The following is a 16,148-nucleotide window of genomic DNA, read 5'->3' on the forward strand; positions in this document are numbered from 1 at the left end:
CACCCCTGCCGCGATCAGCACCGCGGCGACCCCGAGGAAAATGAGCAGCCTCCGCCGCTGCCGCAGGGAGGGGCTCACCCGAAGATCGCCGTGATGATCGGCACGGCGACCGTGGCCAGTGACACACCGAGCAGCACCTTGGGCAGCTCCGAGGCGCCCTCGGCCGCGTAGTGCGACCGGCCGGACTGCCCGAGCGCCATCTTCCCGGCGCAGATCAGGATCCCGGCGACGCCACCGCGGGCGACAGGGCCGCACCTCAGCAGGTCTTCACGTAGGGCACCTCGCCTCCCACGTGCTCCTGCCATTCAGCCGGCCTCAGTGGCCGGCCCGCTCGCCGGCACACCTCAGGTACGACGCGTTCGGGGTCGACGGGCAGTTCGTGAAGCGTGCCGTCACCTCCGAGCACGTACAGCACACTGCTGTCTGCGGAGAAGGCCATGACAGGGGACAGCGCATTGTCCGCCGCCGACTCGGCGACGGTGACGACCTGCGGGGTGCCCAACTGATAGCCGCCAGCGACGTCAAACAGAGTGACGCGGGTGTCATGTGTGACCGCCAGGAACCGTCCGTCGGGGGAGAACCTTCCACCCAGCGCGCTTCCGGGCAGCCTGAGCACTTGCCCGATCGGCTTCCACGTGTGCGTGTTCCATAAGGCCACTGCCCTGCCCCCGTACGGGGCCGCCGCGAGCCCCCCCTTGGGGGCCAGCACCATCCACCCCTTGGCGAGCGTGCCCGGACCCTTCGACCGTGGCAGCAGCTTCTTCTTGGCGAGGTCGATCACGTCGACGCCGCCCTCATCCGCGGTGACGAGGGTCTTACCGTCGGCGCTTAAGGACATGGACCCTCCCGCGACCTGCCTGAACCGCATGACCTGCTTGCGGTGCCTGACATCCACGATCTCGACCTGGCCCTGGCCGGTGTAGTCGTTGGGGCGGCCGTAGCTGATGGCGAGAAAGCGGCCGTCCGGGCTGAACCGCAGTTCGCGCTTCTCCGGGTTCTCCTCTTTCAGGGTGACGTCACGCAGCTTGCGCCCGGTCTCGATGTCCCACAGCGTCAGCTTCGGTGTGGAATTGTTCAGGACGCTGGTCGCCAGCGTGCGGCCGTCCGGGGAGACGGCCATGCCCAGTTCATCGAACTCGTCGTTCCTGCCCGGCTTGATCTTCAGGCTCGTCTCGGTGAGGCCGGGTAGCGACCACCTGTGCAGTACCCCGCCGGCGAGGGCGAATAGGGCATCGCCGGTGGCGTTGAACTCCCTCCTGTTGTCCGCGTCGGCAGCCGGAACGTCGGGCTGCCGGATGCACCGGCTGATGTCGTAGGCCGTGACCTGTCCCGTTTCGTCGAGCAGGGTAAGCGTGCGGTTGTCGGGGCTGATTCTCGGCGGTCCCACGATCGCGGCGTCGATGGTCAGGTTGAGGAGTTGGACGCCGTCCTTCACCCGCCACAGTGCGACGGTGGTCCCTTGCTGGGTGGTACCGGAGGTGACCAGCAGCGTGCCGTCCGCGCTGAAGACGGCGTCCTCGCTCGGGGCGTAGAACTCTCGACCCCAGTCGCCTTCGGTCAGGCTCCACAGCCTGGTCTTCTCGTCGTCCGCGATCAGGACGTGGGCGCCGTCGGGGGAGAAGGCGAGGATTCGGCCCGATAGGTGCCCCGGGAGCCGCTTGCCCCGGACAGGGCCGCCTTCGGGGAGTGCCCGCAGCACGACCACTGCGTGTTCCCCGCCCGTGTAGGTGGCGACGGCGCCGAAGTCGTCATGCGGGCCCAGAGTCGCCGAGCTCAACTCCAGAATCTCCGACTCCGGCAGCGTCTCCGGCGGAATCTCCAGCCGCCGTTTCGCGACGTTCCACAGCGCGAAGTACGGCCCGCCCCGATTCTGGAACAAGCGGATGTAGCCGCCTCCTGGGCTGAACCTCATTTCGCTGGGATCGCCCTTGTCCGGGCCGCTGCTTCTCGGCACGGCGGTTCCCTCGCCGAGCTGCTTTCCGGTACGCAGGCTCCACAGGTGGATCCCGTTCCTGCCCAGCGCGAGGGTGTCACCATCCGGGCTGAGCGCGACGCTGAAAGGGCCCTGCCCGACCCCGGTGAACGTCCTGACCTTCTTGCCGGTGCTGACGTCGTAGGCGGTCACCTTGTCCGCACCCGCGCTGACCAATATCCGGCCGTCGACACTGAGCGCCCGCCCCTCGTTGGCGAGCGCCGGGTCCTTGAAGACGCGCTGCTCTTGCTGAGCCAGTGCGCTGAACACCGCCGCTCTCGCCTCCGGCACCGGGGCGATGCGATAGGCGGCGACGCTCAGCAGCATCGCCTTCACCGGGTCGCTGTCGCGCAACGCATCGGCCTGCAGGGCAACCCGGCGAGCGGCAGCCTGAGCACGCTGCTCGACCAGACGCCGGTCGCTGACGGCGAGCCGCCGGTCGCTCGCCTCGCTCCTGCGCGCCTGCTGCCAGGCAAGCAACCCGCCGGTGAGCGCGCCGACGAGCAGGATAGCCACCGTTCCCGCCAGCAGCCGGCGCCGCCTGCTCTGCCGTACCGAGCCGGCGCTGCTGTGCTGAAGGAACTCGTTCTCGATCGAGTTGAGCGTCAGGCGGGTGGACGCGGTCCAGGCCAGCGCGGCGTGCAGTGCGCTGCCCCGCAGGAGGTCCTCGGCCAGGCGCCCGTTCGCCGCCCAGCGGCGGGCGGCCTCGCCGAGCCGACGGTGGCGATCGATGGACTCCTGGTCGGACCTGATCCACTCGTGCAGGCGGGGCCAGGCCCGCAGCAGCGCGGCCTTGCCCAAGGTGACGGTGCCGGCGCCCAGGCGGATCAGCGATGCCCGATCGAGTGCCTCGAGTACGCGCCGGGCCGTGTCCGCGTCGGGCCGCCCCTCGACGATCTCGTCGAGCGTTGCGCTGCGCGGCACATCTTCGCCGTCCCGCACATCCACCAGGCGCAACAACAGTTCGCGCGCCACCTCCCGCTCGGCCGGCGGCAGCGCCGCGTACACCCTCTCGGCGACCGCGCCGAGCGCGGGTTCCGCCGCCAGGTTGTCAGGGGCCCGTACCCCCACGGCGGCCTGCGCGCCATCGGTCAGCAGGGCGCTTCCGGCGCCGGAACCACGGAGAAGGCCCAGCAGGAGCCGCTGAGCGGAGGGGCGGGCGGCCGGGTCCTTCGACAGGGCGGCGGCGACGAGGTCGCGCAGCCCGGCGGGCAGCGCACCAGGGGCGGGGTGGTAGGTCAGCAGGCGATTGATCACCGCGACCGGTGTGGGGCCCTCAAACGCGTCGCGACCGGTGGCGGCGAACAGGACCACCGCTGCCCAGGCGAAGACATCGGCCGCCGGCTCGGCCCGGCCGCCGGAGAACAGCTCAGGCGCCATGTAGGTGGGCGTTCCCACCAATCCTTCGGTGGTGCCCATCGTCAGGCCCGCCGCCCGGGCGATGCCGAAGTCGATCACCCGGGGCCCGTCGGGGCCGAGCAGCACGTTCTCCGGCTTGAGGTCGCGGTGCACCACGCCGGCGCCGTGGATGGCGGTCAGCGCGGTGGCGATGCCGACTGCGAGCCGGTGCAACGCCTCGGGGCCCAGGGGCCGCCCCTCGTTCACCGCGCGACGCAGGCTCGGGCCGGAGACGAACTCGCTGACGATGTACGGGCGGTCGCCCTCCAGGTCGTGCCCCAGCACTCGGGCGGTGCAGAACGGCGGGACCCGCTCGGCCGCCTGCACCTCCTTGGCGAAGCCCCGGCGCAGGGAGTGGTCCCCGGCGAGGTAGGCGTGCAGCACCTTGACGGCGACCCGGTTGGCGGCCTCGTCGTAGGCCTCGTAGACGACACCCTGCCCGCCCGATCCCAGCCTGGTCGCCAGCCAGTACCGGCCCAGCCGTAACGGTTCCCCCGAGCCCGATGCATCCGATCTCACAAGCATTAGATCCACGAGCACCCCGCTCGGTTGTCCAACGAGGCGGCGCCGCGGCGACCCGCCGGTTGTTCATCAACCGCTACACCCTTCGCCGGGCGGGCGTCCGCTCGTCCGTGAGCGGGGAGCGAAGATGCGCGATTCCGTCTGTCTTCGATGCCCGGCCTCTGGCGACGAGGTGAAGGCCGGGCACGGGCGGGTTGCTACGCGTCGTTCTGCAAGGCTGGGAGGACTCTATTTTCGAAAGGACCCAGGCCGAAGTGCGGGGGGTGCGGAGACGCGGATAGCCGTGATGACGTGCGGAAAACGGCGCTAGACCACGTCGAACTCGTTCCCCTCGGGATCCACCATCGCCACCGCATAGTGATCAACTCCGGACTGCGACAGCACCCGCACAACGGACGCCCCCGCCTGGACAAGCCGCTCCACCTCGGCATCCACCCGCGCTTTCCGGGTCTCCAGCGGTACGTCCTCCCGCTTGCCGCCCACCTTCACATCCAGGTGGAACCGGTTCTTGACCGCCTTGCCCTCAGGCACCTGCTGAAACCAGATCCTCGGCCCGCACCCCTCGGGATCGACGATGCTGTCGCTGCCGTCCCCCTCGCCCAGCTCGTCCTCGGGCACTCCGATACTGCGCCAGTAATCCCGCCACGTGTCAAATCCACCCGGCGGCGGCTCCACCCTGTACCGCAGCGCGCCCGCCCAGAACCGGGCCATCCGCTCGGGCGCCGCACAGTCAATGACCAGCTGATAAGAAACCATGGCAGCCATCCTGCCGGACAAACCTCGCGCGACCACACAACAGCAGGGCCGCGCACGATTCCCGCCCCTACCGGGTGAGCCACGCGAGAGGAGACACACAGGATGCGCGACCAGGCCGACGACCCGCTGTGTGCGACCTGCCGGGCCGCCGCGGACATGGACGCCGACCCGCCGCCAGGCCGCGCTACGTGTTCGCCCTGTGGCACATAGCCCGCCTGGCACAGACCGCGCAGTGTCACGCCCTGCACGGCGATACCGAGGCGCTGCGCGAGGCCGGGCGGGCGTCGTACCTGCGTGCGCTGGAGGCGATCGGCGACGCCGCGGGGCAGGCCCTCGCCGAGGCGCAGCCGCAGCAGCCGCCGGCCGACCCGCTCGCCCAGTGGTCGCCGAGCTCGGGCCGGGTGCGCTCGCCGCCCTGCTCGCCGACGACGAGACGGCCGACCCGTACGCCGCCGCCGACGCGCTGCCGCCTCACCTCGCCCGGCCGCTGCGGCCGCCGCGGCGACCAGCTCGGCGCCGGGCGAACAGCACCCGCCGGCGGGCCGCGCCCCCGGTCCCGTCCTGGCCGTTCGATATGCGGGCGACCGTCGAGCAGGCCGCCCGCGCGCTCGGCGTAACGCCGAACACGTTGCGCGGCTGGTGCAGGACCGGGCAGCTCGACGGGGCCGAGCTGGTGCGCCGTGAATGGCGTATCCCGTGGGAGACGATCCGGGCCGCCGCCGCGAGGTCGGCGAGGTCGGCGAGCGGCCCGCAGGCCGCAGCCCTGGTGATCGACCTGTGACCGGGCCCGCCGGCGGCGCGGCCGCCGAGGACCTGCCCGGCCTGGTCGCCGCGACCGCGACCGCGGCCGCCGTCGCCGTCGACCTCGGCGAGCTGCCGCCGCCCGGCGCGGCAGCCGAGCTCGCCGAGCTGGTCGAGCAGGCGCAGCACGCGGTCGCCGAGGACCTGAGCCGGCCCCTGACCGGCCCGCGCCGCTGCGCGGCAGACCTCGAACACCTGGGGCGCCAGGTTGGTCAGCTGACTGCACCAGGCCCGGCCCCCGGCCCAACGATGCGCGCCACGCGGAACCCGTCAGGCCCGGAAACTTACCTACCTCAATACTAGGCGTGATATTTCTTTTACTCTTCGTGATCGAAAGGAAGACCCGTGACCCTACTCCGACTGACCGCCGCAGCCGCCCTTGCCGGCCTCGGCATTCTGTTCGCCAGCACCCCGGCCGCGGCCCAGCCCGCCGGCGTCGGCGTCGGCGTCGGCGTCGACGCGAACGCCAACGTCAACGCGAACGTCGACGTGAACGCCGCCCTGAATGCCCTGATCGGCGCCGGCGTCAACTAGGGCACCGGCACGGCCTCGGCCGCCGCGGTCGCCGTGGGCGCCAGCATCGCTCGCTGAGCTGCTCGGCGCCTGGGCACACCGGCCTACCCGGGTGGTCCCGCCCGCGCCTCCGTTTCTGATGTGGCGGGCGGCTCTGCCGCCCCCGGTAGCGAAAGAAGGAAGACCGTGACCCTACTCCGACTGACCGCCGCAGCCGCCCTTGCCGGCAGACACACCCATCAACGGCCTCGACGCCCTCCTCGGCTGAGCTGCTCGGCGCTGGGCACACTGGCCTACCCGGTTGGTCCCGCCCCGCGCCTCCTACGACGCCCCGCCCCGGCGTGAGCCGCACAGCGGGGCGTCCGTCTGTCCGAGGGCGTTCAGCACCAACCGCGGGGCCGCTGTCCTGTCGACGGCTGTTCGAATGCCGTTCGGATTGTCGTCTGCCGGTTGAGTTGAGGCACTCAGTTGCCCGGTACCTGCGGTGCCGCGCCGGTTTTCGTTCCGATGTTCCTCAACCCCTGACCCGCCGGAAATTCGCGCGCGGGCCACGAACCGCTCGTGGTGTGATGAGCCGATGTGAACGAAACCAACCGCTTCGTCGGCGACTCCGATCTGCTGGTCAGGATGGAGCAGAACCTCGCCGAACACGCCTGTCACCTGCACCGGCACGTGGAGGGCGCCGGTGTCACGGAGACAGGCGACCTCCTAATCGCCGACAGCGGCCTGGACGATGACACCTTCAACATCGTCGCGGCGGCGCGTTTCGCCGCTGGCGCCGCCCCCGCCCGGATCACGCAGACCCTCAAGGTGCTGGCCGCCACGCTGCGGCCCTTCTCGTGGTGGGTGGGCCCCGCCTCTACTCCGGCGAACCTCGCCTCGCTCCTGGAAGACGCCGGCCTTCCGGCGTCCGAGACCGAGACGGGCATGTGGAAGGACCTGCGCACGGTTCCGTCCGTGCCGCAGGCCGGAGAACTCGACATCCGCCGCGTCACCACTCCCGGGCAACTCGCCGATTACGCGGCCGTCCTGGCGGCGAACTGGAACCCGCCCGCCGCCACGGTGCGTCGGTTCTTCGCCTATGCCGCCACATGGGCACTTGCTCCCGACTGCCCCGCCCGCTACCTGGTGGGGTACGTCGGCGGCCGCCCCGTCTGCTCGGCCGAGGTCTTCCTCCATGCGGGAGTCGCCGGCATCTACAACATCGCCACGTTGGCGTCGGACCGCCGGCGCGGGTACGGCGGCGCTGTCACCTCGGCGGCCCTGCGCGTCGCGTACGACGAGGGTCACCGCACCGTGGTCCTCCAGGCGTCTTCTGCCGGGGAACCCGTCTACCGCCGCCTTGGATTCACCCCCTGCGGCCGCTTCACCGAGTACGCCATCGCTCCCTGACACCGGAAAGCCCGCGAGGATCGGCCCGAGGCAAGGCTGGTCGAGCCGGCGCGATGTGGTCCTGCGGTGGGGAGATGGCGCCGAGGAACACGACCCTAGTGGGGATCATGCGGCCGGGCGGCCAGGCCCTGATTCGACGGGGGTCGAGGTGGCCGGCCCGGTGCTCGTGCTCGGCCGACGCCGTGGGCAGTCGCCGACATGGCGTGGGCGAGCAGCCCGTCGACCAACGCGCGGAGTCCCTGGGGGGTAGGTATCCCGCGCGGCCAGTGCGGGCCCATCGGTCGCCGATGGCGGCCAGGTGTGGCGAGGGTCACCATGGGCCCGCTGCTCTCCGGGCGGCGGCCAGTCCAAAGGTGTTCGGTGGCGGCACCATGTCGAGCTCGGACGGGCAGCGTTTCCCGGTCCGCGGCAAGAGCACGACCGCCCGGGACATGACCATCCACGGCGGCCAAGTGCTGTCGTCCTACACGCACGTGTCCGACCAGCACTCCACCTTCGGCACGAAAATCATCGTGCCGGAACGCCCGCGAGGCGCACTTCGTGCTGGACGACTTCCTGGGCAACGCCACCGATCTGCCGCTGTTCGAACACGCGACAGATACCCACGGTGTCACCTTGATCACTTTGCCCTGTTCGACCTGGTGGGCAAGCTGCTCTCCCCGCGTATCCGCGACCTCGGCGAGATCACTCTGATCCGGGACGAGACGCCTACGGAGACGGTCAAGCGCTACCCGCACGCCGGCCCGCTGCTGAGCGCCCGCTGGAACGAAGACCTTATCGCCGAGTGCTGGCCGGACATGCTGCGCATGGCCGGGTCGCTGAAATACGGCCAGGCCACCGCCTCGCTGGTGGTGGGCAAATGGTCGGCCGCCTCCCGGCAGAACACCCTGGCCGCGGCGCTGAAGGAGTGGGGCATGCTGCGCCGCACGCTGCACGCGGCCGGGGTGGCGGTCACGCTCGTGGTGCACGAGCACAAACGCCTCGGCCGCGGCCTCGACCTGGCCGCCCTGGCCGAGCAGCTGCGCGCCGCCGGCATCGCCCTGGAGTTCCTCACCGGCGAGCTGCAGGGCTCCCACGATCCCTCGGGCGTGGTGTTCACCGTGCTGGCCGCGCTGTCGGGGATGGAACGCGAATACATCCGCGACCGCACCCTGGAAGGCCACGAATCCGCCCGCGCCCGCGGCAAACACATCGGCGGCGCCGCCGTCACGGACGAGCACATGCTGTCCATGGCCCTACACCTGCGCGATCAGAACCTCAGCCTGCGCGACATCGCCGCCCGGCTCGTCATCACCAGCGGCAAGAAGAAGGGCCGTCACCCCTCGGCCGCGACCGTCCTGCGCATGCTGCGCGACCACGACCAGCAGAGCGCGATCTGACCGCCTGGGCCCCGTCAAGGGCGGCAGCCTTGTCGTCCAGCAGCCCGTACGACTGCGTGGCCGGAAGACCGTAGGTTCAGGCTTCAGTGATCGCCGGGGGTGACGTCACCACTGTTCTGGGAGTTCTGGGTCTGGTGAGCGGCCTCCGAGCCGGGGGCGGACCGGCCCGGCAGCTCCCGCAGGTCCTGGAGGTCGAACGCGTCCATCAGCGCCTGGACGAGCATCTCGGCGTGAATGGGATGGCGCAGGTGCTGGGTCAGCTACTGGAGGGTGGTGCGGGTGAGGGCGTCTGAGGGGTGGCGGCCCAGGAGGCGAGCAGGCGCAGACCTTCTTCGGAGGGGGATCCGGGCTCGGCGGTGTAGATGGTGAGGGTGAGCCCGGGTTCGGCGGCCATCTCCAGGCCCTCGTAGGCGAGGGTGAGGTCGCCGACGGCTTGGTGGTGGAATCGTTTGGTGCCGGTGCCGTGGTTGCGGACGTTGTGGGCGCCCCAGCGGGTGCGGAACTCGTCGCTGCGGGTGGACAGTTCGCCGACCAGGTCGTGCAGGTCTTTGTCGTGGGGGTTGCGGCCGGCTTCGGTGCGCAAGATGGCGACGGCGATGTCGGCGGCCTGGTCCCAGTCGGGGTAGAAGCGGCGGGAGGCAGGGTCGAGGAAGTTGAAGCGGGCCAGGTTGGCCTGGTTGCCGGGGGTGGCGTAGACGTCGCTGAAGAAGGCGCGGGCGAGCTGGTTGGCGGCGAGGATGTCCATGCGGCCGTTGCGGACGAACGCCGGCCCGGCGGTGATGGCGTCCAGGGTCCATTGCAGGCTGGGGTGCGGCTTCCACTGGTCCGTGGTGCGCCGGCGCCGGGGGCGGGTGAGGGCGTCGGTGCCGTCGGCGGCCTGGGCCAGGTTCAGCAGGTGGGCGCGTTCGGCGTCGTCGAGCCGTAGGGCGCGGGCGAGGGCTTCCAGGACGGATGGGGAGACTCCGGCGAGGTTGCCGCGTTCGAGCTTGGCGTAGTACTCCACGCTCATGTCGGCTAGGGCGGCGACCTCGCTGCGGCGCAGTCCCGGCACCCGGCGCCGGGAACCCGACGGCAGCCCGGCCTGTTCGGGGGTGGTCTTCGCGCGCCGTGAGGTCAGGAACTCGCGGACCTCTTCACGGTTGTCCACCCCTCGACGGTACGTCCTGCCTGCGGTTTTAGGGGGTGTACTGCCAGTACACCCCTTGGCTGTGCCTGGTTACGCGCGGCCACAGGGGGTTTCCTAGAAGGTGTGGTGCTCCTCTGGCCGGATGTGAATGGTGACCGGAGGGGCTCCTACCCGGTCCGGGCGGTCGGCTACCTGACGCCTTGGGCTCCCAGCCGCACGGGGCGCCGCCACGCACCCGGTCGATGACTGGGCTGGCGCGCCCGTCCCATTACGCAAAGGACCCCTTTTTCATGCGCGGAGCAGTGATCCACGCCCCCAGCGACATCCGTTTGGAGACCCTGGACGACCCGAAGATCCTCCACCCCACCGACGCGATCATCCGCACCGCGGTGACGTGCGTGTGCGGCTCGGACCTGTGGCCCTACCGCGGCGTCGAGCCGACCGGCGAACCGCATCCGATGGGGCACGAGTACGTCGGCTGGGTGGAGGAGGTCGGCTCGGAGGTGACCGGGGTAAAGCCGGGACAGTTCGTCGTCGGGTCGTTCGCGACCTCGGACAACACCTGCGCCAACTGCCGCAACGGCTTCCAGTCCAACTGCCTGAACCGCGAGTTCATGAGCACCTGCCAGGCCGACTACGTCCGCATCCCCAACGCCCAGGGCACGCTGGTCGCCACCGACGGCGTGCCCGGTGAGGAGTTCTGGCCGGGGCTGCTGGCGGTCTCGGACGTCATGGGCACCGGCTGGTGGGCCGCCGACGCCGCCGAGGTCAAGCCCGGTTCCACCGCCGTGGTCGTCGGCGACGGCGCGGTCGGGCTGTGCGCGGTGATCGCGGCCAAACAGATGGGCGCTGAGCGGATCATCGCCATGTCCCGGCACGAGCCCCGCCAGAAGCTGGCCCGCGAGTTCGGCGCGACCGATATCGTCACCGAGCGCGGCGAGGACGGTGTGGCCCGAATCAAGGAGCTGACCGGCGGGATCGGCGCCGACAGCGTGCTGGAGTGCGTCGGCACCGCCCAGGCGATGCGCCAAGCCCTGCACTCGGCCCGGCCGGGCGGCAACGTCGGTTTCGTCGGCGTCCCCCACGATGTCACGCTCGACGGGCAGGAGTTGTTCTTCTCCCACGTCGGCCTGCGCGGCGGCCCGGCTCCTGTACGCCGCTACCTGCCCGACCTGATCGACCGGGTCCTGACCGGCGCCATCGACCCGGGCAAGGTCTTCGACCTCACCCTTCCCCTGGACCAGGTGGCCGAGGGCTACCGGGCGATGGACGAGCGCCGCGCGATCAAGACCTTGCTGCAGCCATGACAACCCCGCAGTCCTCTTCGGCGGCTTTGGGCGCGCCCAGGCCTGCCGCCGCGGGACCGCAGCGCGTCCGGGAGAACGTCGAGGCCACTGCCCCACACCTCGCACAGTGAAGGAATCGCAGTGAAGGAGTCCATGCCATGAGCACGTGGAACAGCGACGAGTTGGACCGCATCGCCACTGCCGGCGAGCTTCGCGTCGCGCCTCGCCGCAGCGACGGAACTTTCCGCCGCCCGACCACCATCTGGGTCGTGCGTGATCGCGACGACCTGTACGTACGTTCCTGGCGCGGCGTACAGGGCAGCTGGTGGCGCACCGCCCACGACACCCACGAGGGCCGCATCTCCGCAGGCGGCGTGGACGCCGAGGTCACCTTCTGCGATGTGGCCGACCCACGCGTGAACGACCAGGTCGACGCGGCGTACCGCGCCAAGTACGGGCACTACAGCGGCTACGTCGAGCCGATGGTCGCCGACGATGCCAGGGCGACGACGCTGCGTCTCACCCCTCGGTCCTGACCACCCATCGATACGACCACCCACTTACCTCACCCCGTGATGATTAAGGAGCACCAAAAAGTGAATCCCACCTACGACTTCTCCGGGCAGGTGGCCCTGGTCACCGGCGCCTCCTCCGGCATGGGCCTGGCCGCCGCCCGCGCCTTCGCCGCCTCTGGCGCCGCTGTCGCCCTGGTCGACATCAACGCAGGCGCCGTCGAGCAAGCCGCCAAGGAGCTCACCGACGCCGGCCACCAGGCCTTGGCCCTGGTCTGCGACGTCACCGACGAAGACCAGGTCGCCGCCGCTGTCGACCGCACGGTGGAAACCTTCGGACGCATGGACATGGCCTACAACAACGCCGGCATCCAGGCCCCTCCAGCCGACGCCGCCGACGAGACGGCCGCGGACTTCGACCGTGTCAACGCGGTCAACCTGCGCGGCATCTGGACGTGCCAAAAGCACGAACTGCGGCAGATGCGCACCCAAGGCTCTGGCGCGATCGTCAACTGCTCCTCCCTCGGCGGCCTGGTCGGCCTGCCCGAACGCGCCGCGTACCACGCCTCCAAGCATGGCGCGATCGGCCTGACCCGAAGTGCCGCGGTGGAATACGCCCCCAGGGGCATCCGCATCAACGCCGTGTGCCCCGGCGTCATCGAGACCCCGATGGTTGCCGACATGCTTGAAGGTCAGGCCGAGGCCATGGCCGAAATCATGAAGCAGCAGCCCATCGGCCGCCTGGGCACCGCCGACGAGATCGCCAACGCCGTCCTGTGGCTGTGCAGCCCGGCCGCCGCCTTCGTCATCGGCGTCGCCCTGCCCGTGGACGGCGGATTCACCGCCCATTGAGATCGTTCCATGCTGACCTTGCAGGTCAGACGGCGGTTCAGACGGCAGGTCAGCCAGCAGTGCTCTTCCTCTTTCCGACGCCCGTCAGAAGCTGCACGGCCGTACCGGATCCGTAAGCAAGCACCTCGCGGCACCAGCCGAGTTACCGCCCGCCGTGGCTACAGGAGTTCAGGTCTTCGCCAGACCGAGTGGCGGCTTGCCGTAGCTATAGGAGTTCGGGGCCACTTTCGATGCTCGATCGCCTCCGCGCACGTCGACGGCCCCCGGATCGGGTGAGAGCCCGATGCGCGCGGCCCGTTTCAAGGTCGATGCGCACCGGGCGCAACCACGATCATGAAGCTAGTCCGGGTTGCCTGCCGCTGGAGCCTGCGAAGCGCCGCCGAGCGGCAGGCGCTTGGCCACGTCCAGCCGGACCTCGCCGTAGGGCTGGACGTGCTGCCAGAACAGCGGCGTCAGGCCGCGGCGGTCGGCGGGGCTGAGCAGCTTGGCCCATGCGGGCTCGGCCAGAACGTCCTGCAACATCAGGGTGTTGATGTACACGAGCGCGGCCTGCAGGATGCGCAGGCACAACACGGTCATCTCCAGTTCCTCGCGCCGGTTGGTGGCGATGCGGTTACTTCCGCGGTGCGAGGTCCTCTCGCGATTTCCACTGAGGTGTTCCGGGCATCTCGCCGAGCGGGACAGGCGACGCCCGGTCGAACCGGACGGCGCAAGGGCGGCTATTCGTCGCCCTTGCTTTCGCTCCGGAGCTCCTTGTACATGTCCCGGCACTGCTCGGTGTCCATGTCGTCGGGAGCGCACAGCTGCACGTCCAGGTCGAGATCTACGGTGCGCTGCCGGCCCGCCGAGGTGTAGAAGACGCGAACGCCTTCGGCCCGTGCCGTGCGGTCGCCGGTCTTCCCGTACTGCAGACCGAGCTCCGTGAGGAGTCCGTCGTGGTCCCGGGTGCTGCAGGGCGTGGTCACGGCGGGACTGCGAGCCGGGAATTCGAGCTCGGTCAGAGGCTGCTCGGCGTTGCCGAGCATGGCACGTGTACGACTCTGCAGCCGGGAGGAGAACGCCTGCAGGACGATGCCGCCACTCGGCCTGATCAGGTCGACCTTGTCGATGGTGACCGAACCCGGCCGATCAAAGCACATCACCCACCCTCCCAGGGAGTAGGGCCGACCGGCCACGGTGTCGGGCAGGACGATACCGATTGAGGCGGTCTCGCCCGTTTCGGGGTCTTCGTCAAGGAGTAGCCGCGGGCCCCCACCCACACAGCCGGCTGTCATGACCACGATGATGATGGCCAGCAGGATCCGGCGGATGAGGGCACGCATGGCGGAACTCCTTACCCGGATCGACTGGTCTCAGTGCTTGTGCGCTTCGGCGATACGCGAGGCGCCGTCGACCCAGCCCAGCGGTGAATTGCCGCACAACCAGGTCTTCTTGTGCACCATCCAGGTGATGGACGAGGAGTTGAACCCCGACTGCGCGGAGACGTTCACCACCTACCAAGTTCACCAAGGCGAAGCCCGTGATCTTCAAGGACCCGCGCAAGTGCAATGCCTACACCAGCGGAACCTTCATCAAGAAAACTGGCAAGAACGCCACGGACAGCGGCGGCGTCGACCTCGGCGAGCTCGCTCAACGCCATCACCCCACCGGCCGCCGCCTTCGACGCCGCCTTCTCCTCCGAGAGCTGATCTCTCGCCTCAGCTCTCGCGAGGCCCCGGGGGCCGGTGTGGCGTCGTCCGCCACCGGCCCCCGGCTGCGCTAATCGAGTGGTCACGACGTCGTCGGATCGTGGACGACGGCTGGTGGGACGGCTCGGCCTCCGGTGGCGGGCGGGGGTGCGTGGACCTTGATCGGCTTGGAGTGAGGGGCTCGGGTCTGGCCGGGGCGATCAAGGTGTTGGACGCCGCTGTCTCACCGATCTCGGCGCCCGCGCCCTGGGCGAAGAGGGCGGTGTCGCTCGCGAAGTCCAGCCAGAGCCCCGGCAACGTCGTGTCGACGGTAGAGGTGCTGGTCTGGAAATTCTCCTGCCAGAGCGCGTAGACGTCACCACTGTCTGCGAGGAGAGCCCCCTCCACACCGAGCTCGCCCTGCAGTACGCGAAGACCGGCGACGCCAGCGCGGGAGCCGGCGGTGTACGCATCACCTACACCTCGGCGGGCCGTGAGCGTACTGTCGATTTCAATCTGCGGGTGCTGCTGTGCGCACCCGGCTACACCGAGCGATGCGGGGAGGTGTACGAAGAACTCCGCACCCCGAGCGACGACGATTAGCCTTCGCCAGCTCGTGCCGCCGCGTCGAAGTCGAACGGCTCGGTCCTCGACCCGGCGAGCGACTGAACCCGAGGAGAGGACGACCATTGACGTATCCACCGCCGACCTATCACGGTGAGACGGGCGAGCCGACGGCGTCGTACCGGCGCCCGGACGCCACTCCCGAATTGGTCTACCCGAGCAGCGGAACCACGGTGCACTATCTGGCGACCGGTGCGACGACCAATGGACAGTTCGGGCTCTACCGCTGGGACATGGGCCCGGAGCCCAGCGGCCCGGCGGAGCATTTCCACCGGTCGATCTCCGAATCGTTCTACATCCTCTCCGGCAGCGTGCGCATCTACGACGGACGGCGCTGGATCGACACCAGCCCCGGCGACTTCGTGCACGTCCCGGAGGGCGGCGTACACGCGTTCCGGAACGAATCGGGAGAGCCCGCGTCGATGCTGCTGCATTTCGCGCCGGGCGCACCACGAGAGGGCTACTTCGAGGGACTGCTCACGCTCGCGGACATGAGCGAAGAGGAGAAGGCGGAGTTTTACCTCCGCCACGACACCTTCTGGCTCTGAAGAGCTGCCGACGACTGAGCCGAGGCGGCGCCGGCAGCTATTCGTCCATATGTGCCTGCCGACCTGAGACATGCTCAAGGCCCCGTGTCGCCCCGAGACGGGGCTTGCGGGGTTGTGCCCCTATTGAGCACGCGTCAGTTGTCGGTCACGGTGAAGGGCGCGTAGCCGATCGGGAGTTCGGTCCGGTTTCCGGTACATGCTGCAGGCGTCGCGCAAACCACGTCATTCGATCGGCGTGCTCGGCGCGTCACCGCCCCAGATCAAGTTGAATGCCATTTGGTCCCGGCGTCCACCCCATGGTGGTCATGATCGTCGCTGACGGTCCGCCAAGCCCTGATGCGGGGCGGTTGCCGGATGTGGCCGAGATCCAAGGCGTGTTCGTCGTACCAGACAGCGGCGATCGACGCCACATCACTGTTCACGGGCCGCCAGGCATCGGCATCTCCGGCGACGAAATCGAGGAGATCGGCGGCGTCATCTCAATGATGTCTTCCCATAGACGAGCCAGGTTGTAGTCGGCATAGGGCCGCTGCCGTTCAGCTGCCGGCCTGACGGGTTCACGGCTGGAAGTCGATTACCAGTCCGGCGTTCCGTGCCGGGTCACCAGGAGTGTTAACAGGCGAGCTCTGTGAGCGGTCCGCCGTTTGCCAGTGGTGCGGGGAGGCTGGTCGCTGCTCGGGATCATGGGGCCACCACCGGCCCGGGTGTGAGCCGGGGTAGGGAGGCCGGTGATTCGAGCGGGGGACCGAGGACGCGGGCACGCAGTCATACTGCGGGCACGGGGTGGTGAAGCACTGCTT

At 69.7% G+C, this 16,148-nt stretch carries 18 protein-coding genes and 2 pseudogenes; 11 read left to right on the forward strand and 9 right to left on the reverse strand.

The genetic code is table 11. From position 1 onward, the window contains the following. Positions 1-74 precede the first annotated feature (74 nt). From ACQEVJ_RS29585 to ACQEVJ_RS29595, 3 genes are all read right to left on the reverse strand, one after another. Complete coding sequence (locus ACQEVJ_RS29585) at positions 75-200, reverse strand: hypothetical protein (RefSeq protein ID WP_433106650.1); 126 nt, start codon at positions 198-200, stop codon at positions 75-77. A 56-nt stretch (positions 201-256) separates the two neighbouring features. Then, on the reverse strand, positions 257-3,889 hold the full coding sequence (locus tag ACQEVJ_RS29590; RefSeq protein WP_433106652.1) for a protein kinase domain-containing protein: 3,633 nt from the start codon (positions 3,887-3,889) through the stop codon (positions 257-259). A 309-nt stretch (positions 3,890-4,198) separates the two neighbouring features. After that, complete coding sequence (locus tag ACQEVJ_RS29595; protein WP_433106654.1) at positions 4,199-4,648, reverse strand: VOC family protein; 450 nt, start codon at positions 4,646-4,648, stop codon at positions 4,199-4,201. A gap of 379 nt (positions 4,649-5,027) precedes the next feature. On the opposite strand from ACQEVJ_RS29595, the gene ACQEVJ_RS29600 reads away from it, so the two are divergent. The 6 genes and pseudogenes from ACQEVJ_RS29600 to ACQEVJ_RS29625 all read left to right on the forward strand — a co-directional run bounded on the left by ACQEVJ_RS29600 (position 5,028) and on the right by ACQEVJ_RS29625 (position 8,733). Then, positions 5,028-5,429, forward strand: coding sequence for a helix-turn-helix domain-containing protein (locus tag ACQEVJ_RS29600; RefSeq protein WP_433106656.1), 402 nt, complete (start codon positions 5,028-5,030; stop codon positions 5,427-5,429). Further along, a complete protein-coding gene (locus ACQEVJ_RS29605) occupies positions 5,426-5,752 on the forward strand; it encodes a hypothetical protein (RefSeq protein ID WP_433106658.1) in 327 nt (108 codons plus the stop codon). Before ACQEVJ_RS29600 ends, ACQEVJ_RS29605 begins: the two co-directional genes overlap by 4 nt. A 42-nt stretch (positions 5,753-5,794) precedes the next feature. Further along, a complete protein-coding gene (locus tag ACQEVJ_RS29610) occupies positions 5,795-5,983 on the forward strand; it encodes a hypothetical protein (protein WP_433106660.1) in 189 nt (62 codons plus the stop codon). A 558-nt stretch (positions 5,984-6,541) separates the two neighbouring features. Beyond that, positions 6,542-7,354 carry a GNAT family N-acetyltransferase gene (locus tag ACQEVJ_RS29615; RefSeq protein WP_433106662.1) on the forward strand — a complete coding sequence of 271 codons (813 nt, stop codon included), beginning with the start codon at positions 6,542-6,544 and terminating at the stop codon, positions 7,352-7,354. Positions 7,355-7,885: 531 nt separating this feature from the next. Further along, positions 7,886-8,047 (forward strand): annotated as a pseudogene (locus ACQEVJ_RS29620) (hypothetical protein); the annotation flags it as partial. Next, positions 7,996-8,733 (forward strand): Tn3 family transposase, encoded by a 738-nt coding sequence (locus ACQEVJ_RS29625; RefSeq protein WP_433106664.1) that lies wholly within the window; start codon positions 7,996-7,998, stop codon positions 8,731-8,733. The pseudogene ACQEVJ_RS29620 and the gene ACQEVJ_RS29625, both read left to right, overlap by 52 nt. A gap of 83 nt (positions 8,734-8,816) precedes the next feature. On the opposite strand, the gene ACQEVJ_RS29630 is transcribed toward ACQEVJ_RS29625, so the two are convergent. Continuing rightward, positions 8,817-8,957 carry a hypothetical protein gene (locus ACQEVJ_RS29630; RefSeq protein ID WP_433106666.1) on the reverse strand — a complete coding sequence of 47 codons (141 nt, stop codon included), beginning with the start codon at positions 8,955-8,957 and terminating at the stop codon, positions 8,817-8,819. A gap of 32 nt (positions 8,958-8,989) precedes the next feature. Further along, positions 8,990-9,880 (reverse strand): helix-turn-helix transcriptional regulator, encoded by an 891-nt coding sequence (locus ACQEVJ_RS29635; RefSeq protein WP_433106668.1) that lies wholly within the window; start codon positions 9,878-9,880, stop codon positions 8,990-8,992. 269 nt (positions 9,881-10,149) lie between these two features. Between ACQEVJ_RS29635 and ACQEVJ_RS29640 the strand changes: the two genes are divergently transcribed. The 3 genes from ACQEVJ_RS29640 (at position 10,150) to ACQEVJ_RS29650 (ending at position 12,509) form a co-directional block, all read left to right on the forward strand. Beyond that, positions 10,150-11,166 carry a zinc-dependent alcohol dehydrogenase family protein gene (locus tag ACQEVJ_RS29640; protein ID WP_433106670.1) on the forward strand — a complete coding sequence of 339 codons (1,017 nt, stop codon included), beginning with the start codon at positions 10,150-10,152 and terminating at the stop codon, positions 11,164-11,166. Between the two features lie 137 nt (positions 11,167-11,303). Further along, entirely contained in the window at positions 11,304-11,681 is a 378-nt protein-coding gene (locus tag ACQEVJ_RS29645) for a DUF2255 family protein (protein ID WP_433106672.1), read from the forward strand. Positions 11,682-11,741: 60 nt separating this feature from the next. Further along, on the forward strand, positions 11,742-12,509 hold the full coding sequence (locus ACQEVJ_RS29650; protein WP_433106674.1) for a glucose 1-dehydrogenase: 768 nt from the start codon (positions 11,742-11,744) through the stop codon (positions 12,507-12,509). A 339-nt stretch (positions 12,510-12,848) separates the two neighbouring features. On the opposite strand, the gene ACQEVJ_RS29655 is transcribed toward ACQEVJ_RS29650, so the two are convergent. Genes ACQEVJ_RS29655 through ACQEVJ_RS29665 form a run of 3 tightly spaced genes read right to left on the reverse strand, consistent with a single transcriptional unit; the run spans position 12,849 to position 14,002 of the window. Continuing rightward, positions 12,849-13,310, reverse strand: coding sequence for a Tn3 family transposase (locus tag ACQEVJ_RS29655; RefSeq protein WP_433106676.1), 462 nt, complete (start codon positions 13,308-13,310; stop codon positions 12,849-12,851). Beyond that, on the reverse strand, positions 13,229-13,831 hold the full coding sequence (locus ACQEVJ_RS29660) for a hypothetical protein (protein ID WP_433113382.1): 603 nt from the start codon (positions 13,829-13,831) through the stop codon (positions 13,229-13,231). Before ACQEVJ_RS29660 ends, ACQEVJ_RS29655 begins: the two co-directional genes overlap by 82 nt. 30 nt (positions 13,832-13,861) lie before the next feature. Next, positions 13,862-14,002 (reverse strand): hypothetical protein, encoded by a 141-nt coding sequence (locus tag ACQEVJ_RS29665; RefSeq protein ID WP_433106678.1) that lies wholly within the window; start codon positions 14,000-14,002, stop codon positions 13,862-13,864. A 26-nt stretch (positions 14,003-14,028) separates the two neighbouring features. Between ACQEVJ_RS29665 and ACQEVJ_RS29670 the strand changes: the two genes are divergently transcribed. Beyond that, positions 14,029-14,271 (forward strand): hypothetical protein, encoded by a 243-nt coding sequence (locus ACQEVJ_RS29670; RefSeq protein WP_433106680.1) that lies wholly within the window; start codon positions 14,029-14,031, stop codon positions 14,269-14,271. Positions 14,272-14,865: 594 nt separating this feature from the next. Beyond that, positions 14,866-15,348, forward strand: a complete 483-nt coding sequence (locus ACQEVJ_RS29675; RefSeq protein ID WP_433106682.1) for a cupin domain-containing protein — start codon at positions 14,866-14,868, stop codon at positions 15,346-15,348. A 260-nt stretch (positions 15,349-15,608) separates the two neighbouring features. Here ACQEVJ_RS29675 and ACQEVJ_RS29680 read toward each other — a convergent pair. Then, positions 15,609-15,856, reverse strand: a pseudogene (locus tag ACQEVJ_RS29680) (DUF5984 family protein). Positions 15,857-16,148: the final 292 nt, after the last annotated feature.

The sequence above is a fragment of the Microbispora sp. CA-102843 genome (assembly GCF_050936215.1).
GTDB lineage: Bacteria > Actinomycetota > Actinomycetes > Streptosporangiales > Streptosporangiaceae > Microbispora.